This is a genomic window from Amycolatopsis suaedae, from assembly GCF_004214935.1.
Classification (GTDB): domain Bacteria; phylum Actinomycetota; class Actinomycetes; order Mycobacteriales; family Pseudonocardiaceae; genus Amycolatopsis; species Amycolatopsis suaedae.
Map to the genome: position 1 here is coordinate 203,500 of NZ_SFCC01000012.1, position 15,121 is coordinate 218,620.

Annotated in this window: 9 protein-coding genes and 1 pseudogene; 2 read left to right on the top strand and 8 right to left on the bottom strand. The window is 69.3% G+C overall.

What is annotated here, in order from left to right; translation table 11 throughout:
- Positions 1-291 precede the first annotated feature (291 nt).
- From EWH70_RS24190 to EWH70_RS36630, 8 genes and pseudogenes are all read right to left on the bottom strand, one after another.
- The gene (locus EWH70_RS24190) at positions 292-3,303 is read right to left on the bottom strand and encodes a glycoside hydrolase family 3 protein (RefSeq protein ID WP_130477780.1); all 3,012 of its coding nucleotides are present in this window, start codon (positions 3,301-3,303) and stop codon (positions 292-294) included.
- Entirely contained in the window at positions 3,303-5,621 is a 2,319-nt protein-coding gene (gene yicI, locus EWH70_RS24195; RefSeq protein WP_130477781.1) for an alpha-xylosidase, read from the bottom strand. Before yicI ends, EWH70_RS24190 begins: the two co-directional genes overlap by 1 nt.
- Positions 5,618-6,433, bottom strand: a complete 816-nt coding sequence (locus EWH70_RS24200) for a carbohydrate ABC transporter permease (protein WP_130477782.1) — start codon at positions 6,431-6,433, stop codon at positions 5,618-5,620. The genes yicI and EWH70_RS24200 overlap by 4 nt, the downstream gene beginning before the upstream one ends.
- Positions 6,433-7,332 carry a carbohydrate ABC transporter permease gene (locus EWH70_RS24205; protein ID WP_130477783.1) on the bottom strand — a complete coding sequence of 300 codons (900 nt, stop codon included), beginning with the start codon at positions 7,330-7,332 and terminating at the stop codon, positions 6,433-6,435. The genes EWH70_RS24200 and EWH70_RS24205 overlap by 1 nt, the downstream gene beginning before the upstream one ends.
- Positions 7,333-7,342: 10 nt before the next feature.
- Positions 7,343-8,638, bottom strand: a complete 1,296-nt coding sequence (locus EWH70_RS24210) for an ABC transporter substrate-binding protein (RefSeq protein WP_130477784.1) — start codon at positions 8,636-8,638, stop codon at positions 7,343-7,345.
- Positions 8,639-8,708: 70 nt separating this feature from the next.
- On the bottom strand, positions 8,709-10,331 hold the full coding sequence (locus tag EWH70_RS24215) for a LacI family DNA-binding transcriptional regulator (RefSeq protein WP_476692392.1): 1,623 nt from the start codon (positions 10,329-10,331) through the stop codon (positions 8,709-8,711).
- Positions 10,332-10,442: 111 nt separating this feature from the next.
- Positions 10,443-11,407 (bottom strand): annotated as a pseudogene (locus tag EWH70_RS36285) (family 43 glycosylhydrolase); the annotation flags it as partial.
- Between the two features lie 407 nt (positions 11,408-11,814).
- Positions 11,815-12,015 (bottom strand): glycoside hydrolase family 6 protein, encoded by a 201-nt coding sequence (locus EWH70_RS36630; RefSeq protein ID WP_338078609.1) that lies wholly within the window; start codon positions 12,013-12,015, stop codon positions 11,815-11,817.
- 585 nt (positions 12,016-12,600) lie between these two features.
- Here EWH70_RS36630 and EWH70_RS24230 point away from each other — a divergent pair.
- Positions 12,601-13,689 (top strand): substrate-binding domain-containing protein, encoded by a 1,089-nt coding sequence (locus EWH70_RS24230; RefSeq protein WP_130477786.1) that lies wholly within the window; start codon positions 12,601-12,603, stop codon positions 13,687-13,689.
- Positions 13,690-13,772: 83 nt separating this feature from the next.
- A complete protein-coding gene (locus tag EWH70_RS24235) occupies positions 13,773-15,101 on the top strand; it encodes an ABC transporter substrate-binding protein (RefSeq protein ID WP_130477787.1) in 1,329 nt (442 codons plus the stop codon).
- The last annotated feature ends 20 nt before the right edge of the window (positions 15,102-15,121 follow it).

The window sequence follows — 15,121 nt, forward strand, 5'->3', positions numbered from 1 at the left end:
GCTTGTCCGGGACTCGCTGGTCTGAACGGCCAACTCGCAGGTCCGGAACGGCCGACTCGTGTGAACGGGGCCAGTCAGCCGAGCCCACCGGCACGGACTGAGAACCGGGTCCACATCGTGAGTTCTGCATTCCGGACCGCGAACTCTGCGCTCACGACCGCGAGTTCCACGCTCGGGACCACCTCGGCCGTCCCGCCGGGCGCCGACTTTGCCGGGACCCTGACATCAGACGTAATGAAGGTGGCCTTCACGAGCTTCGACGGGCCCTCACGGCATCCGCCGGAGCGCGGGTCACCGCCTCAGGGAGAAGGTGCTGATCCGCAGGTCCCCGGTGAACACCAGGTACACGTCGTGCCGCCCGCTCGCCCCGGTCAGCGCGCCGGTGACGGTCGTGTAGGCGTACCGGTCCCCCGTGCTCGGGACGTCCACCCTGCCGGCGGTCCGGCCACGCACCGGGTCGTCCAGCCGGATCTCGACCGAGCCGGACCCGGCGGCGGCCCGCGCCACCCTGGCGGTGACGGTCGCGGCACCGGAACCGAGGTCCACGTCGGCGAACCGGATCCAGTCGCCGGTGCCGCCGGCGACGGCGTCCCCGCGTGCCTTGCTCTCGTCGACGAGGTCGACCCCGGCGTAGTCGTCGAAGTCGATGGCCCTGATGCTTGCGGAGAGGTCCCTGGCCGGGATCCGCTCACCCTGGACGTACACGGCCGCGCGCTGCCGGATGTCCGACGACGAGGCGCCGACGAGGACGTCGTGCATCGACGCCTCGACGACCCACCGGCCGCGGGTGACGTCCCAGTGCCCGAGCTCGGCCGCCGGCACGGTCAGCTCGACGGTCCGGGTCTCCCCCGGCCGCAGGTGCACCCGCTGGAACGCGTGCAGTTCCCGCTTCGGCTGGGGATCACGGGAGAACCGCTGGTGGGTGTAGAGCTGGACGACCTCGTCACCGGCGCGGTCGCCGGTGTTGGTCACCTCGACGCTGGCCCGGACCGTGCCGTCCCCGGCGACCACCGGCGAGGCGAGCCGCAGGCCGTCGTAGCGGAAACCGCTGTAGGACAGTCCGTGGCCGAACGGGTAGAGCGGGTCGCCGTCGAAGTACTGGTAGGTGCGGCCGGTCCGGGCGATGTCGTAGTCGAGCAGATCCGGCAGGTCGCCGTCGGAGCGGTACCAGGTCTGGGTGAGCCGCCCGGCGGGGTTGACGTCGCCGAACAGGACGTCGGCCAGCGCCCGGCCGGTCTCCTGGCCGGCGTGTGAGGTCCACAGGATCGCCGGGACGTTGTCCTGTTCCCAGGTCAACGTCGTCGGATAGCTGTTCTCCACCACCACGATCGTGTTCGGGTTGGCCCGCCGCACCGCCTTGATCAGCTCGGACTGATTCTCGGCCAGCGCCATCGTGGTCCGGTCGTGGACCTCTCGGCCGTTGATGAACGGCATGCTGCCGACCACGACGACGGCCGCGTCGGCGCCGGTGGCGGCGTCCACCGCGCTGTCGATCCCGCCGGTGATCGTCTCCTTGGTGAACCGGGCGGCCCCAGCGGCGTCCGGGGAACCGAGGACGAGCGTGCCGTCCGCGGCCACGGTGAGGTAGTGGTTCGGGCCGTCCCAGTCCTCGGGTGTCTCGTAGCCGACGTACTTGATGACGTGGGTACCGTCGCCGGCGTCCTCGAACGTGAACTGCTGGTGCACGAACCAGTCGCGTGGCTGCGGAGCCTGGTTGACGAACGGGCTGACGGCGGTGAAGTCCGCGCGCTCGACGTACTTGCCGTTGGCCACACTGCGCAGTGTGAGCCTGCCGTGCCCCCAGCCGAAGACGTCGAACTGCCCGGATTCACCCGCGCTCGCGCCGTCGACGGTGAGCTTCGCGCCGCTCTCCCCCGTCCCGGCGGTGACGTACTTCCCGGTACGGACCTCCTTCAGCGCGATCCGGTCGACGGCCTCGGTGCCGGTCACGGTGGCGCCGCTGCCGAGCCGGTCGCGGATGCCGTCCAGCGGGGTGACCTGGTATGGCATCCGGCCCGAGTACCAGTCGGTGTAGAGGGTGTCGGCCAGCGGCCCGATCACCGCGACGTTCCTGGCCCTGCCCGGATCCAGCGGCAGGGTCCGGCCGTCGTTCTTCAGCAGCACCATGGCCTCGGCCGCAGCCTGGCGGGCCAGCCGCTGGTGCTCGGGACGGTTCACCACGTCCCTGGGGATCCCGCCGTACGGACCGCCGCCGGGGTCGAACTCGCCGAGCCGGAACCGGACGTCGAGAATGTGCCGGACGGCGGTGTCCACATCGGACTCCCGGAGGAGCCCGCGACCCAGTGCCTCGTGGATCGACCGGCGGGTCGGTTCCGGGTCGGCACTGTCCACGGTGAGACTGTCCACACCGGCCTTGAGTGTGGCGGCGTTGCCCTCGGCCTTGGTGTCGTAGTAGTCCTGCGAGCCGACCAGGTTGTTCGGGCCGTCGGCGTCGGTGACGTTGAGCAGCGTCTGGTCGGTCCAGGTGCGCACGACGTCGTTGTGGTCGGCGTGCGCGGTCATCGGCCTGCCGTTGACCAGGTTGTACGACGACATCACGCCGGTGGCGGCGTTGGCCGCGATGGCCGGTTTGAACGCCTGGTCGTAGTACTCGTGCCGGAGCCGGGGCCGCACGTTCGACGAGGTCTGGGTGCGGCGGATCTCGTTGTTGTTGGCCAGGTAGTGCTTGAGCGTCGGCGCCGTCTTCAGGTAGTGCGGGTGGTCGCCTCGCATGCCGCCCGCGTACGCGGTGGCCAGCTGCCCGGTCAGGAACGCGTCCTCGGAGTAGCCCTCCTCGTTGCGTCCCCAGCGCGGGTCACGCAGCAGGTTCACCACCGGTGCCCACGTGTTCAGGCCCCACACCACCGGGTTCTCCGCGTGGTAGCCCCTGGTCTCGTCGCCGACGACCGAGCCGACCCGCTTGATCAGCTCCGGGTTCCAGGTCGACCCCAGCCCGATGGCCTGCGGGAACACCGTGGCGGTCGCGGTGCGGACCGCACCGGGCGGTGACGAGGTGATGTCGGTGGACCAGGCCAGCCCGTGCAGTGCCTCGGTCCCGGTCTTGAACGGGCCCACGCCGAGCCGGGGGATCGCCGGCTGGTACTGGTGCAGCAGGGAGACCTTCTCGTCCAGCGTCAGCCGCCCGAGCAGATCGTCGACACGCTGCCCGAGCGGCAGCCGGGGATCGCGGAACGGGTACTCCCCCGCCGTCACCGCCGGGGCGGTCAGCCCGGTGAGCAACAGGATTCCGGCGGTCACCAGGACGAACCGGGCGGATCTGGTGGTGTGCCTTCGGATTCGCATCAGCCCTCCTGACCGATCTGGACGGTGAGTTCGCCCCCGCGGGCCTCGATCAGCACTCCGTGCTCGTGCCGGCTGACCGCGCCGTCGGCCGAAGCCACGGCATCGACGCCGACGAGCAGCAGGCGCCAGGCCGCCGGCGGGTTGTCCACCCGCACCCGGACGACCGAACCGTCGCGGGTGGTGGTGAACGTGGCGGCGACCTCGCCGGTCAGCGCCGGGATCCGGGTGGTCACCTCGCCGTCGGCGAGCTGGTAGGCGTGCAGGGTGACGTCGTCGAGGTAGTCGTAGTCGGGACGGTCGTCCACCGCGCCGAACGGGATCACCGCACCGGGACGGGCCAGCAGCGGCACGCTGTCGAACCCGTGCCGTTCCCTGACCCAGCGCGGCCCGGACACCCGGGCGCCGGTCAGCACGTGGGTCCACTCGCCGTCCGGCACGTAGTACTCGACGGTGCCGTCGGCGGTGAACACCGGCGCGACGAGCAGGTCGTCGCCGAGCAGGTACTGGCGGTCGAGGTGGGTGCATGCCGGGTCGCCGGGGAATTCGACGACCATGGCCCGCATCATCGGGACACCGTCGTGGTGTGCCACCGTGGCCACCCGGTACAGGTAGGGCATCAGCGTCGCCTTGAGCCTGGTGAACCGCCGCAGGACGTCCACCGACTCCTCGTCGAACAGCCACGGGACCCGGTAGGAGAAGTTGCCGTGCAGCCTGCTGTGCGAGGAGAGCAGCCCGAACGGGATCCACCGCTTGAACAGCTCCGCTTTCGGGGTGCCCTCGAACCCGCCGATGTCGTGGCTCCAGAACCCGAATCCGGACATCGCCAGGGACAGCCCGCCGCGCAGGCTCTCGGCCATGGACTCGAACGTCGACAGGTTGTCCCCGCCCCAGTGCACCGGGAACTGCTGTGAACCGGCCGTGGCCGACCGGGCGAACACCACGGCATCACCCTCACCGCGGCGCTTGCGCAGCAGCTCGAAGACGGTCCGGTTGTAGAGGAAGGTGTAGTAGTTGTGCATCAGCTCGGGATCGGAGCCGTCGAAGTAGGCGACGTCGGTCGGGATGCGCTCGCCGAAGTCGGACTTGAAACAGTCCACGCCCATGTCCAGCAACGCGTCCAGCTTCGAGGCGTACCATTCGCGCGCCTCCGGGTTGGTGAAGTCGACGATCGCGAGCCCCGGCTGCCACAGGTCCCACTGCCACACGTCGCCGTTCGGGCGTCTGAGCAGGTAGCCGTTGGCCTTGCCCTCCTCGAACAGCCGTGACCGCTGGGCGATGTAGGGGTTGATCCACACGCACACCCGCAGGCCGCGGTCCCGCAGCCGCGCCAGCATTCCCCGGGGATCCGGGAACGTGCCGGGGTCCCACTCGAAGTCGCACCAGCTGATCTCCCGCATCCAGAAGCAGTCGAAGTGGAACACCGACAGCGGAAGGTCGCGCTCGGCCATGCCGTCGATGAACGAGGACACCGTCTGCTCGTCGTAGGCGGTGTTGAACGACGTCGACAGCCACAGGCCGAACGACCAGGCCGGCGGGAGTGCCGGGCGCCCGGTGAGCGCGGTGTACTTGGCCAGGATCTCCTTGGGCGTGGGCCCGTAGATCACGAAGTACCGCATCGACTGACCCTCGATGCTGAACTGCACCCGGGACACGTCCTCGGAGCCGACCTCGAAGGAGACGAGGCCGGGGTGGTCGACAAAGACCCCGTAGCCGGCGTTGGTGAGGAAGAACGGGACGTTCTTGTAGGCCTGTTCGCTGGTGGTCCCGCCGTCGGCGTTCCAGATGTCGACCACCTGGCCGTTCTTGACCAGCGGGCCGAACCGCTCGCCGAGCCCGTACACCGCGTCGCCGACGCCGAGGTTGAGCCGCTCCCGCAGGTAGTGCCTGCCGGAGTCGGTGACGACGGCCATGTCCCGCGCACCGCTCGTGGTCAGTGTCCGGTCGCCGGCCACGAACTCGACCCGCCACGGCTCGGCGCGGCTGATCCGCACCGACAGCTCGCCTGAGGTCAGCACCGCCGTGTCGTCATCGGCCGACACCACGGCGTCGGCACGGCCGTCCGGGAACAACTCGAACCGCGGCCGCGCGGCGGCCCCGCCGGCGAAGTGGGTGAGCCGGATTCCCACGACGTCCGGCCGCGGCGCGCTGACGTCGAGGGTGAGCACCGGGCCCTTCTGCAGGTCGAGCCGGTGCCGGACCGGGTAGGTCGGCGCGTGGACACGCAACGCCCCCGGTGTGGTCTCCACGTCGAGGACCTCGACCGGGTAGGCCGCCTCCACGCCCTCGCGCAGCAGCCAGTGCCCATCGGTGAACTTCACTTTATCGCTCCCACAGCTATGCCTCGGGTCAATGTCCGTTGGAAGATCAGGAAGAACACCACGGCCGGAACGATGCCGAGCAATGCCGACGCGCTCTGTGCGGTGGCGTCCATCAGCCGCTGCCCCTGCAGCACGCCGAGGGCGACGGGGACCGTCTGGTTGTCGTTGGAGACCAGCATGATCATCGGGATGAAGAACTCGTTCCACGTCCAGATGAAGAAGAAGACCATCAGCACCGACAGCGTCGGCCAGCTGACCGGGACGACCACGCGCCACAGCACCTGCCACCGGCTCGCGCCGTCGATCCGGGCGGCCTCGATGATCTCGCCAGGGAAGGTCCCGAGCACCGACGACAGCAGGTAGGTTCCGAACGCGGCCTGGATCGCGGTGAAGATGATGATCACGGCGATCCGGGTGTCGTAGAGGTCCACCTCCTTGGACAGGTAGTACAGCGGGTACACCAGCGCTTCCTGCGGCATCAGGTTGGCCAGCAGGAACACACCGACGATCCACATGCGACCCCGGACGCGGCCGATGCCGACCGCGTAGGCGGTGACGACCGACACCAGCACCGCCAGCACGGCGACCGAGCCGCTGATGACCACGCTGTTGAACAGCTTCTGCCCGAAGTCGACACGCGTCCAGAAGTCCGCGATGCCGTCGAAGTGGAGGCTTTCCGGCAGGCTGAGCGGCCCGTTGCGGGCATAGTCGGCCGGTGACTTGACGGCGTTGATCACCACCAGCAGGAACGGCACCAGCATCAGCAGTGCGAGCACGGCCAGCACCACCAGCACGACAACGCGGCGGGCCATCAGCGCTCACCCCGGCTCTGCGCCCGCAGGAAGAGGAAGGCCAGCCCGCCGATGATCACCATCAGCACCGTGGCGATCGCCGCGCCGTAGCCGACGTTGGACTTCTCGAAGAAGTTCTGGAACGAGAAGTACGCCGGCACGTTCGTCGCACCGCCCGGCCCGCCCCGGGTCAGCACGAAGATCTTGTCGAACGACTTCAGCGCCGCGATGGTGCAGGTCAGCAGCACCACGAAGATCTCGGGCCGGATCTGCGGCACGGTGATCCGCCACAACCGCTGCCACCACGACGCGCCGTCGAGTTCGGCCGCCTCGTACAGCTCGGGGTCCACGCGTTGCAACCCGGCCAGGAAGATCACCAGCGGATACCCGAGCTGGATCCACACCAGGACACCCATCACCGACAGCAGCGCAGTGTTCTCGTCGCCGAGCCAGTTCTGCGTGAACGACTCCAGCCCGAGTGCCCGCAGCACCGCGTTGGCCGCGCCGTACTCCGGATGCAGGATCCAGCCCCACACCACACCCGCGACCACCGCGGGCAGCACCTGGGGCAGGTAGAACGACGCACGCAGGACGCTGGCCGGCCGCTGGCCGAACCGCTTGGCCACCACGTCGTACAGCGCGACCGACACCAGCAGCCCGAGCAGCGTCGGCAGGATCGCCATCGCCACGATCAGCGCCAGGTTGTTGCCGAAGGACACCCAGAACGTCGTGTCGCTGAACAACTTCTGGTACTGATCGAGACCCGCCCAGTCCGGGCTGCCGACCCCCTGCCAGCGGGTGAAGCTGATCCCGACGTTCATCACGACGGGTACCGCGATCACCGCAGCGAAGAGCACGGCGGCGGGGATCAGGTACGGCAGGTAACCCCTGCGCCCACCCGTCACGGTGGTCAGCGCCATCGCCGGATCCTCAGCTGCCGAGGGTGGCGACGTGCTCCTGATACGGCCTCGCCAGCTCGTCGAGCACCTGGTGGGGTGAGGCGCTGCCGTTGATGAGCTTCTGCGTCGCCGACGCCAGCACGTCGTAGTAGCCCGGCGCCGGCCAGTCCGGGTAGTACGCCAGCCCGTCCCGCCCGACCAGCGTGTGGTAGTTCTGGATCAGGCTCTTGCTCTTCGGGTCGGTGATCGCCGCGACGTCACCGGCGACCGGGACACCACCGGAGTTGCCGAGCAGGTTCTGGTTCTGCTGGCGCATGGTGATCTCGATGAAGTCGTAGGCGAGGTTCTTGTTGTCCGCGCCCTGCGGGACCACCCACAGGTTGCCACTCGACCCCAGCGTCTTCCCGCTCTGCGGCCACAGCGACGAGTCCCACTCGAACGCGGTGATCTCCCGCTGCAGACGGCCGAACCACCAGCTGCCGGACATCATGATCGGGAAGTCGCCCGCCATGAACGCGGTGCCCATGCCCTCGGCGTCGACGCCGGTCGACGCCTTGCCGATGTAGCCCTTGTTCACCCACTCGGCGAAGGTGGTGGCGGCATAGGTCCACGCGTGGTCGTGGAAGTCGGCCTTGCCCTGGTAACGCTGGAAGGCGTCCACCCACGCCGAGTCGGCCCTGGTCAGCGCGAGCTGGTACAGCAGGTGCTGCGCCGGGTATTCCTTCCCGCCCATCGACAACGGGGTCACGCCGGCGCGGACGAAGGCGTCCATGGCGGCGACCAGCTCGTCGAACGTGGCCGGGATCTTGACCCCGTGCTTGGCGAACAGGTTCTTGTTGTAGTAGAGCATGGTGTACTCGGCGTAGTTCGGGACGCCGAACCACTTGCCCCCGCCCATCACGCCGCGCTCGTCGTACTTGCAGGTGGTCTGCACGCCGGGACTGAGCACCTTGTCCCATCCCCTGCTCGCCACCTGCTCGCTGAGGTCGGTCAGCAGGCCCTGCTTCGACAGCAGGCCGGCGGTGGCGTTGCCCTTGTTGTACTCCATCAGGTCCGGCGCCTCGTCGGAGTTGAGCACCATCTGCGCGCTCTTCTGGATCTGTTCGAAGCCCTTCTCCTCGAACCGGACCTTCACCCCCTGGTGAGTGCGTTCGAACTCCTCGATCGCCGCCGCCCAGGCTTTGCCCATGGCACTGTCCGGTGACTCGTAGTGCCACAGCACCAGCTCGTTCGGCGAATCGCCCGCGTCGCCGCCGCAGGCGGCCAGCATCGTGCTCGCCACCGCCAGCACCGCCGCGAAGGCGGTGAGCTTGCCTCGCTTGACCATGTGTCGTCCCTCCAGACCGTCGAAGCGCTTCGACAATGTGCGGCGATCCACCCGTCCGGCAGTCGTGCCGTCAGACCGGTCGCCGGTTGCTCCTGCCAGGGGCGCCGCTGCTCCTGCGCTGAACGAGCCGTGGGCGCAGCAGCGTCGCGTTCGGTACCTGCTCTCCGTTCAGCTTGGCCATCACCAGGTCGACCGCCTGGCGGCCGATCTCGTCGGCCGGGATGGCCACCGAGGTCAGCTCGGGACTGGTGCGCTCGGCGACCTCGTCCGGGCAGATGGCCACGACCGACAGGTCGTCGGGCACCACCCGGCCGGCCTCCCGGAACGCACCGAGCAGCGGTGCGGCGACAGGCTCGTTGTGCACCACGACACCGGTGACGTCCGGGTGATCCCGCAACAGCTCGGTGGCGACCCGCGTGGCCGCGTCCGGCGTGTCCTCACAGGGGTGCACGCTGGTGGCGATGCCGTGCGCGCTCGCCGCCCGGGTGAACCCGGCCAGCGTGCGCCGCGCGAACCCGGTCTTGCGCTCGTACACCTCGGGCGGCGAGCCGACGAGCGCCACCCGCCGGTGCCCCAGTGCGGCCAGGTGGTCGACACAGGCGGCACCGGCAGCGGCGAAGTCGAGGTCTATGCAGGTCAGCCCTTCGGTATCGGCGGGAAAGCCGATCAGTACCGCGGGCCGCTGCAGTTTGCGTAACACCGGGATCCGCGGGTCGTGCAGCTCGACGTCCATCACGATGATCGCGTCGACCAGTGCGGTGCCGGCGACCCGGCGCAGGCCCTTGACGCCCTCGTCCTGGGTGAGGAGCAGGACGTCGTGGTCGTGGCCGCGCGCGGCCGTGACCACCGAGGTGGCGAACTGCATGATCACCGGCACGTGGATGCCCGCGCGCAGCGGGACGACCAGGGCGACCACATTGGACCGGTTGCTGGCCAGCGATCGCGCTCCGGCATGCGGCTGGTACCCGAGTGCCTCCACGCTGCGCAGCACACGCTGCCGGGTGCGCTCGGAAATGGACCGCTTGCCGCTGAGGACGTACGAGACCGTGCTCGGGGCGACCCCCGCGTGCCGCGCAACGTCGTCGATCTTGGCCACGATGCCATCCCAGCGTTGTCGAATCGCTTCGACGAAGCTTAGGAGGCTACCTTCGCACGGAGCAATGCTCTGTCCGGGTGCAAACCCCGCGGCACCGTCCGGGAGACTGTGCGGCGCGGGCTGGGCGTGGCGAAGCTCGTGAAGGCCACCTTCATTACGTCTCACGTGATGAAGGTGGCCTTCACGTGCCCTGCGCCGGCCGGACACCGCCGCGGTCAGCTCGGCACGAAGGTCGCCCGCAGCCGGTCGGCCGCCGTGGGGACGCGCCCCACGGTCAGCCTGCCGTCGTCGTGCCGGACGTACGCGTCCGGATCGCCGTGCGGCTGCAGCGACAGCGACCGGGGATCGGCCAGTCCCGGAACCCGCACGAAGCTGGCGGCCCTGCGAAGGAGTCGCTGCCGGAGTACGGGTCGATGCGCAGCGACGTGCCGTCCACGCGGACGTAGCGGTCGGGAAGTTCACCGACGACAGGGCGACCCGGTCCGGGCCGAGGAAGCCCGGCACGATCCGGAACTGGCTGTCGGCGAGCTCGGTGATGCCGCCGTCCACCCGCAGCTGGTAGGCGTAGTGGCGCACGTACCGTCGTCCCGCGTCCATCGGGGACAGCCGGACGATGGGACCGCCCTTGCCGACCGGGATCCCGAAGTTCGGTGTCCCGTCGTCGTTCCAGTACAGCCGCTGCACGCGGGCGTGCCGGTTCGGGTCGTAGAGCGGGTCACCGGTGATGTCGCGGTAGTCCCTGGCGTGGTAGACGAGCACGTCGGTGGTGCCGTCCCCGGCCACGGTGAACGAGTTGTGGCCCGGCCCGTACTGCCGGGTGCGGTCATGGGTCGTGAAGACCGGGTTCGGCGACTTGGTCCACGAGGCCGGGTTCAGCAGATCGGCCCGGGCGTCGGCTGAGCAGGCCCATGCGTAGCGGTGGTCGGTGGCACTGGCCGAGAAGGTGAGGAACACCCGGCCGTTGCGGATCAGCGCGGCCGGGCCCTCGTTGACCCGGAACCCCTGGATTTCCCACGGGAGGGTGGGCACGGCGATCCGCACCGGGTCGCCGGCGATCGCCAGCGGGGAGGCCATCCGCGCGAGGTAGAGGTTGCTGTTGGTGTCGATCCCCGGCTCACCCTGTGCCCACACAGGTAGCGCGCTCCGGCGTGCTCGAACGTGGTGGCATCCAGCGAGAAGGTGTCCCACGCCGTGGTGATCCTGCCCCGCAGCACCCACGCGTCCGCCCGCGGATCCCGCGCCGAGGACTCCAGCACGTACATCCGGATACGGAACTTCGCGTCGGCGTCGCCCGCCGCGAAGTAGATGTACCAGCGGCCGTCGATGCGGTGCAGTTCCGGTGCCCAGATGTGGCCGCCCATGGTCCCGGACGGCGGGCGCCGCCAGATCACCTGCTCACGAGCCCCGGACAAGCCGTCGATGGTCGGGGCGCCGCGCACGACGATCCGGTCGTATTCGGGCACCGAGCCGGTGAAGTAGTACATGCCGTCGACCGGGCGGGTGATGAACGGGTCCGCCCGCCGCTCGATGAGCGGGTTGCGGGTAGTCAGGGCGGGCGCGGCGAGCGGGCGGCCTGCCGCCGCCCCGGGGAATGCCGCGCCCAGGGCGGCCACCGCCACCGCTCCCCCGCCGGCCCGCAGAACGGCCCGCCTGCTCAACCCTGCTCCGGACATGGGTGTCTCCTCGTTGTTATCGCGGGCTGGTTCTGATACGCAGGAAGTCACCGAGTGGGACGGGAACGTGTGGGTGAAGACGCTGCCGATCCCGCGCAGTGTCTCGGTTCGCGGCTGGATCGGCCGCGAGTCGGCGGTGTCGGTCGCCTCCGGCGCCCCCTGCAGCCTGGTCAGCCGCCGTCCCGAGCAGCAAGGCGAGCCTCGACGGGGTCCGGAACATGGGGCCCCCCGAAGTGTCTCCGTTGCCACAGGCGAAATGTGAGCGCTAACATTGCCAGCGTGTGAAACGGCTGTCAATCAGGCGTGAAGAGTGCCGGACGGTAGCGCCACAGTGGCGGATGGGGCGGATGGGCGTGCACAGGAGTTCCTGGAACTGGGCGGGAAACCAGTGGCCGGACAGCGTCGCGTCACCCAGCGCGCCGGACGGGTTGTGCCCGTTGCGCGGGTTGCCCCGTGGAGCCATCGGACTCCCCCGGCGGCTTCATCCACAGGTAGGCATCGATTCCCGGCTCAGGCGCGCTGCGTGACCGTTCCCCCAGGCCGGCCCCGGACTTGATTACACCAGTTGCCGATGTGGATCCTGCGGTCGAACCGTCCACCGTCGACATAGACGTCCACAGAGGACCGCGGACCGGCCCGGCAGATCGTGCGCTGCCACCCCAGCCGTTGCGCGAGATGGACGCCGCACCGGACGCACGTGACTCACGATCAGCCGCGGTTGCGGGGGCGGCGAGGCCGAGTTTGACGACCCGGCGGTCGTAGGTGAGCAGGCCGTTCACCTCGTTCTCGATGCCGGTGACCTGGGTGTAGATCGCGCCGGCGAAGTCGGTGTGGGTGACTCTCCCCCAATGCCACATTATTGGGGAGTTCGCCGGTGGCCGGGGTGGTCTCCTTCGTGGTGACCGGTGAGGCTGCCGAACCTGCAGTGGTCACTGAGGTCCCCGAGGCCGCGACACCGGAGCCACGACATCACAGGAGACGACAGGAACTCGGCCTTCACCCGAACCCACACGCCCCAGCCACACCAGGCATCACAACGACATCAACGCTCACCTGTCACCTCACGCCGCCGGGGCCCTGGCGTCTGACGCCGTGAGGACCGGGCTCGGCGCCGAACGGATCGACCTCGCCCGGCGCCACGGCGGATGATCGTTTATGCTCGGTTCAAACGTTCAAACGAACAGGGTTGTGCGATGCGAGAGCTGGGTGACGACCGCCGCCGGCGGATACTGGCGGCCGTCGAGGCGCGCGGGGAGGCCCGAGTCGCCGACCTCGCCGGTGAACTCGAGGTCTCCGTGGTCACGGTGCGGCGCGACGTCGAGCAGCTCGCCCAGGAGGGCAAGCTCAGGCGCAGGCATGGCGTCGTACGTTCGCTCGTTCCGGTCGCCCCGGCGCGACCGGAACACGACACCGAAGGCGGCGCCGTCGCACTGGTCGTCCCGGAGCGGCACGCCTACCTGAACGAGGTCGTGCACGGCGCGCGGTCGGCGCTGGACGAAGCCGGGATGCGGGTCGTCCTGCACATCGCGCCCAAGGCCGAAGGTGGTTCCGAACGTCCGATCCTCGAACGCGCTCTGTCGGACGACGTGCGAGGCCTGCTGATCGCGCCTCGCTGGCGCACCGTCGAATCGGAAGAGGCGGACTACGGCTGGATCGCGGACGTGCGGGTGCCCACCGTGGTGATGGAGCGGCGGCCGCGTCCCGGCAGTGTCCTGCACGCGACCGACTCGGTCTGCACAGATCACTGGTATGGCGTCCACCTGGCTGTCGATCACCTCCACTCCCTGGGGCACAAACGGATCGTGCTCGCCGCACGGCACGACAGCCCGACCGCACGCGCGGTGCGGGCAGCCTTCGCCGAGATCACCGCGAACCGGCCGGGGATCGAGGACCACGCGGTGATCCTCAGTGCCCCGGATGCCGGCCCCGACGAGAAGGTGGCCCCGCAAGACCCGGCCGTGCTGGCCGGGCTTGTCGGCGAGCGTGGCTTCACCGGAGCCGTTCTGCACGGCGACGTCGACGCGCTGATGCTGGTCGAGCGCCTCGCCGAGGCCGGGCTTCAGGTTCCGCGGGACTGTTCGGTGGTGGCATACGACGACGTCGTCGCCGCGCTCGGCAGTACTCCGCTGACCGCCATCGCCCCGCCGAAGGCCGAGGTCGGCCGCGTGGCGGCGGAACTGCTGATCCGCCGCCTACTCAGTGCCGGCGAGCAGAGCCGCCGTCCGCAGCGCATCGAGTTGATGCCCGAACTGAAGGTGCGAGGGTCCACACGGCCACTATGACCGTTTGACCGCTTTGAGCGAAGCTATTGACCGTAAAACGCTCAGCCGATCAGAATGCGGTATCCGAACCGCAGGAGGCATCGATGCCCGGTCGACCGAGCCGCCGGTCCGTGCTCGCCGCGAGCCTGGCACTTCCCTTGGGCGCGGCGCTCGGCGGTTGCACTTCGTCCGCGACGACAACGCAGAACACCGGTCGCGCCACCAGGGTCGTCTTCTGGTCCGCGCTGCGTGGCAGTCAGCAGGTCGTCGACGCGTTCAACAAGTCGCAGAACCGGATCCAGGTCGTCTTCCAGCAGATCCCGTCGGCCGACTTCGGCGGTTACGCGAAACTGAGCAACGCGGCCCGCGCGGGGAACTCCCCCGACATCGCCACCATCGAGTATCCGCAGGTGCCCGGCTTCGCTATCGACGGCGTCGCGACGGACATCACCGATCTCGTCAGCGACGGCCTGCGGGCGAAACTGCTGCCCCAGTCCCTGGGACTGACCACGTTTGCGGGCCGGGTGTTCACCATTCCGCTCGACATCGAGCCGATGGTGCTGCACTACCGCAAGGACCTGTTCGACCAGTTCGGTTTTCAGGTTCCGCGTACCTGGGACGACTACGCCGCGCTGGCCCGTTCGGTCCGCCAGAAGATGCCCGCGAGCCGGATCAGCGTGTTCCCCACCGACGGTGCGACGCAGTTCGCCGCGTGGGCGTGGCAGGCGGGTGCCCAGTGGTTCGACACCCGGGACGGGGCGTGGAACGTCTCGATCGCCGACGCCCCGACGCGTAAGGTCGCCGAGTACTGGCAACAGCTGATCGACGACGGCCTCGTGTTCGCGAACGCCGTCTCGGGCAGGCAGTTTGACGCACAGGTCAACCAGAACCTGGTGCTCACCAGGCTCAGCGGCGCCTGGGAGGCCGGCGCGCAGATGAAGTCGCGCCCCGGCCAGAAAGGGCGGTGGGCGATCGCGCCGATGCCCCAGTGGGATCCGGCGGCACCCGCCGTCGGCACCCACGGCGGGTCGACCTTCGCCATCACCAAGGACAGCCAGAATCCCGAAGCCGCCATGGAATTCATCGAATGGCAGGTCTCGCACCCCGACGCCCTGCGTGCCCGGCTTTCCAGCGGTGCCAGCAGCCAGTACCCGGTGGCTCCCGCGCTCGTCGACGTCGGCCGGCAGGCCTTCGACAGCGCGTACTACGGCGGCCAGGACATCTACACCCTCTTCACCGAGGAAACCGCGAAGGTCCGGCATGGCTGGACCTGGGGGCCGCGGATGAGCGCGACCAACCGGATCATGCAGGACGGTTTCGCGCGGGCGATCGGCGGCGCCGGGACGATTCTCGACGCCGTCCGTCAGGCGCACGCCGGCACAGTGCCGGATCTCGAGGCACTCGGCCTCGCCATGACCGAACACAGCTCCTGAACCACCGGAAGAGAAAGGTG

Bases quoted from the DNA above. Each gene is read 5' to 3' on its own strand.
- EWH70_RS24200 (WP_130477782.1), bottom strand. From the start codon at position 6,433: ATGGCCCGCCGCGTTGTCGTGCTGGTGGTGCTGGCCGTGCTCGCACTG.
- EWH70_RS36630 (WP_338078609.1), bottom strand. From the start codon at position 12,015: ATGTCGACGGTGGACGGTTCGACCGCAGGATCCACATCGGCAACTGGT.
- EWH70_RS24190 (WP_130477780.1), bottom strand. From the start codon at position 3,303: ATGCGAATCCGAAGGCACACCACCAGATCCGCCCGGTTCGTCCTGGTG.
- EWH70_RS24205 (WP_130477783.1), bottom strand. From the start codon at position 7,332: ATGGCGCTGACCACCGTGACGGGTGGGCGCAGGGGTTACCTGCCGTAC.
- EWH70_RS24210 (WP_130477784.1), bottom strand. From the start codon at position 8,638: ATGGTCAAGCGAGGCAAGCTCACCGCCTTCGCGGCGGTGCTGGCGGTG.
- EWH70_RS24215 (WP_476692392.1), bottom strand. From the start codon at position 10,331: ATGGACGCGGGACGACGGTACGTGCGCCACTACGCCTACCAGCTGCGG.
- EWH70_RS24235 (WP_130477787.1), top strand. From the start codon at position 13,773: ATGCCCGGTCGACCGAGCCGCCGGTCCGTGCTCGCCGCGAGCCTGGCA.
- EWH70_RS24230 (WP_130477786.1), top strand. From the start codon at position 12,601: ATGCGAGAGCTGGGTGACGACCGCCGCCGGCGGATACTGGCGGCCGTC.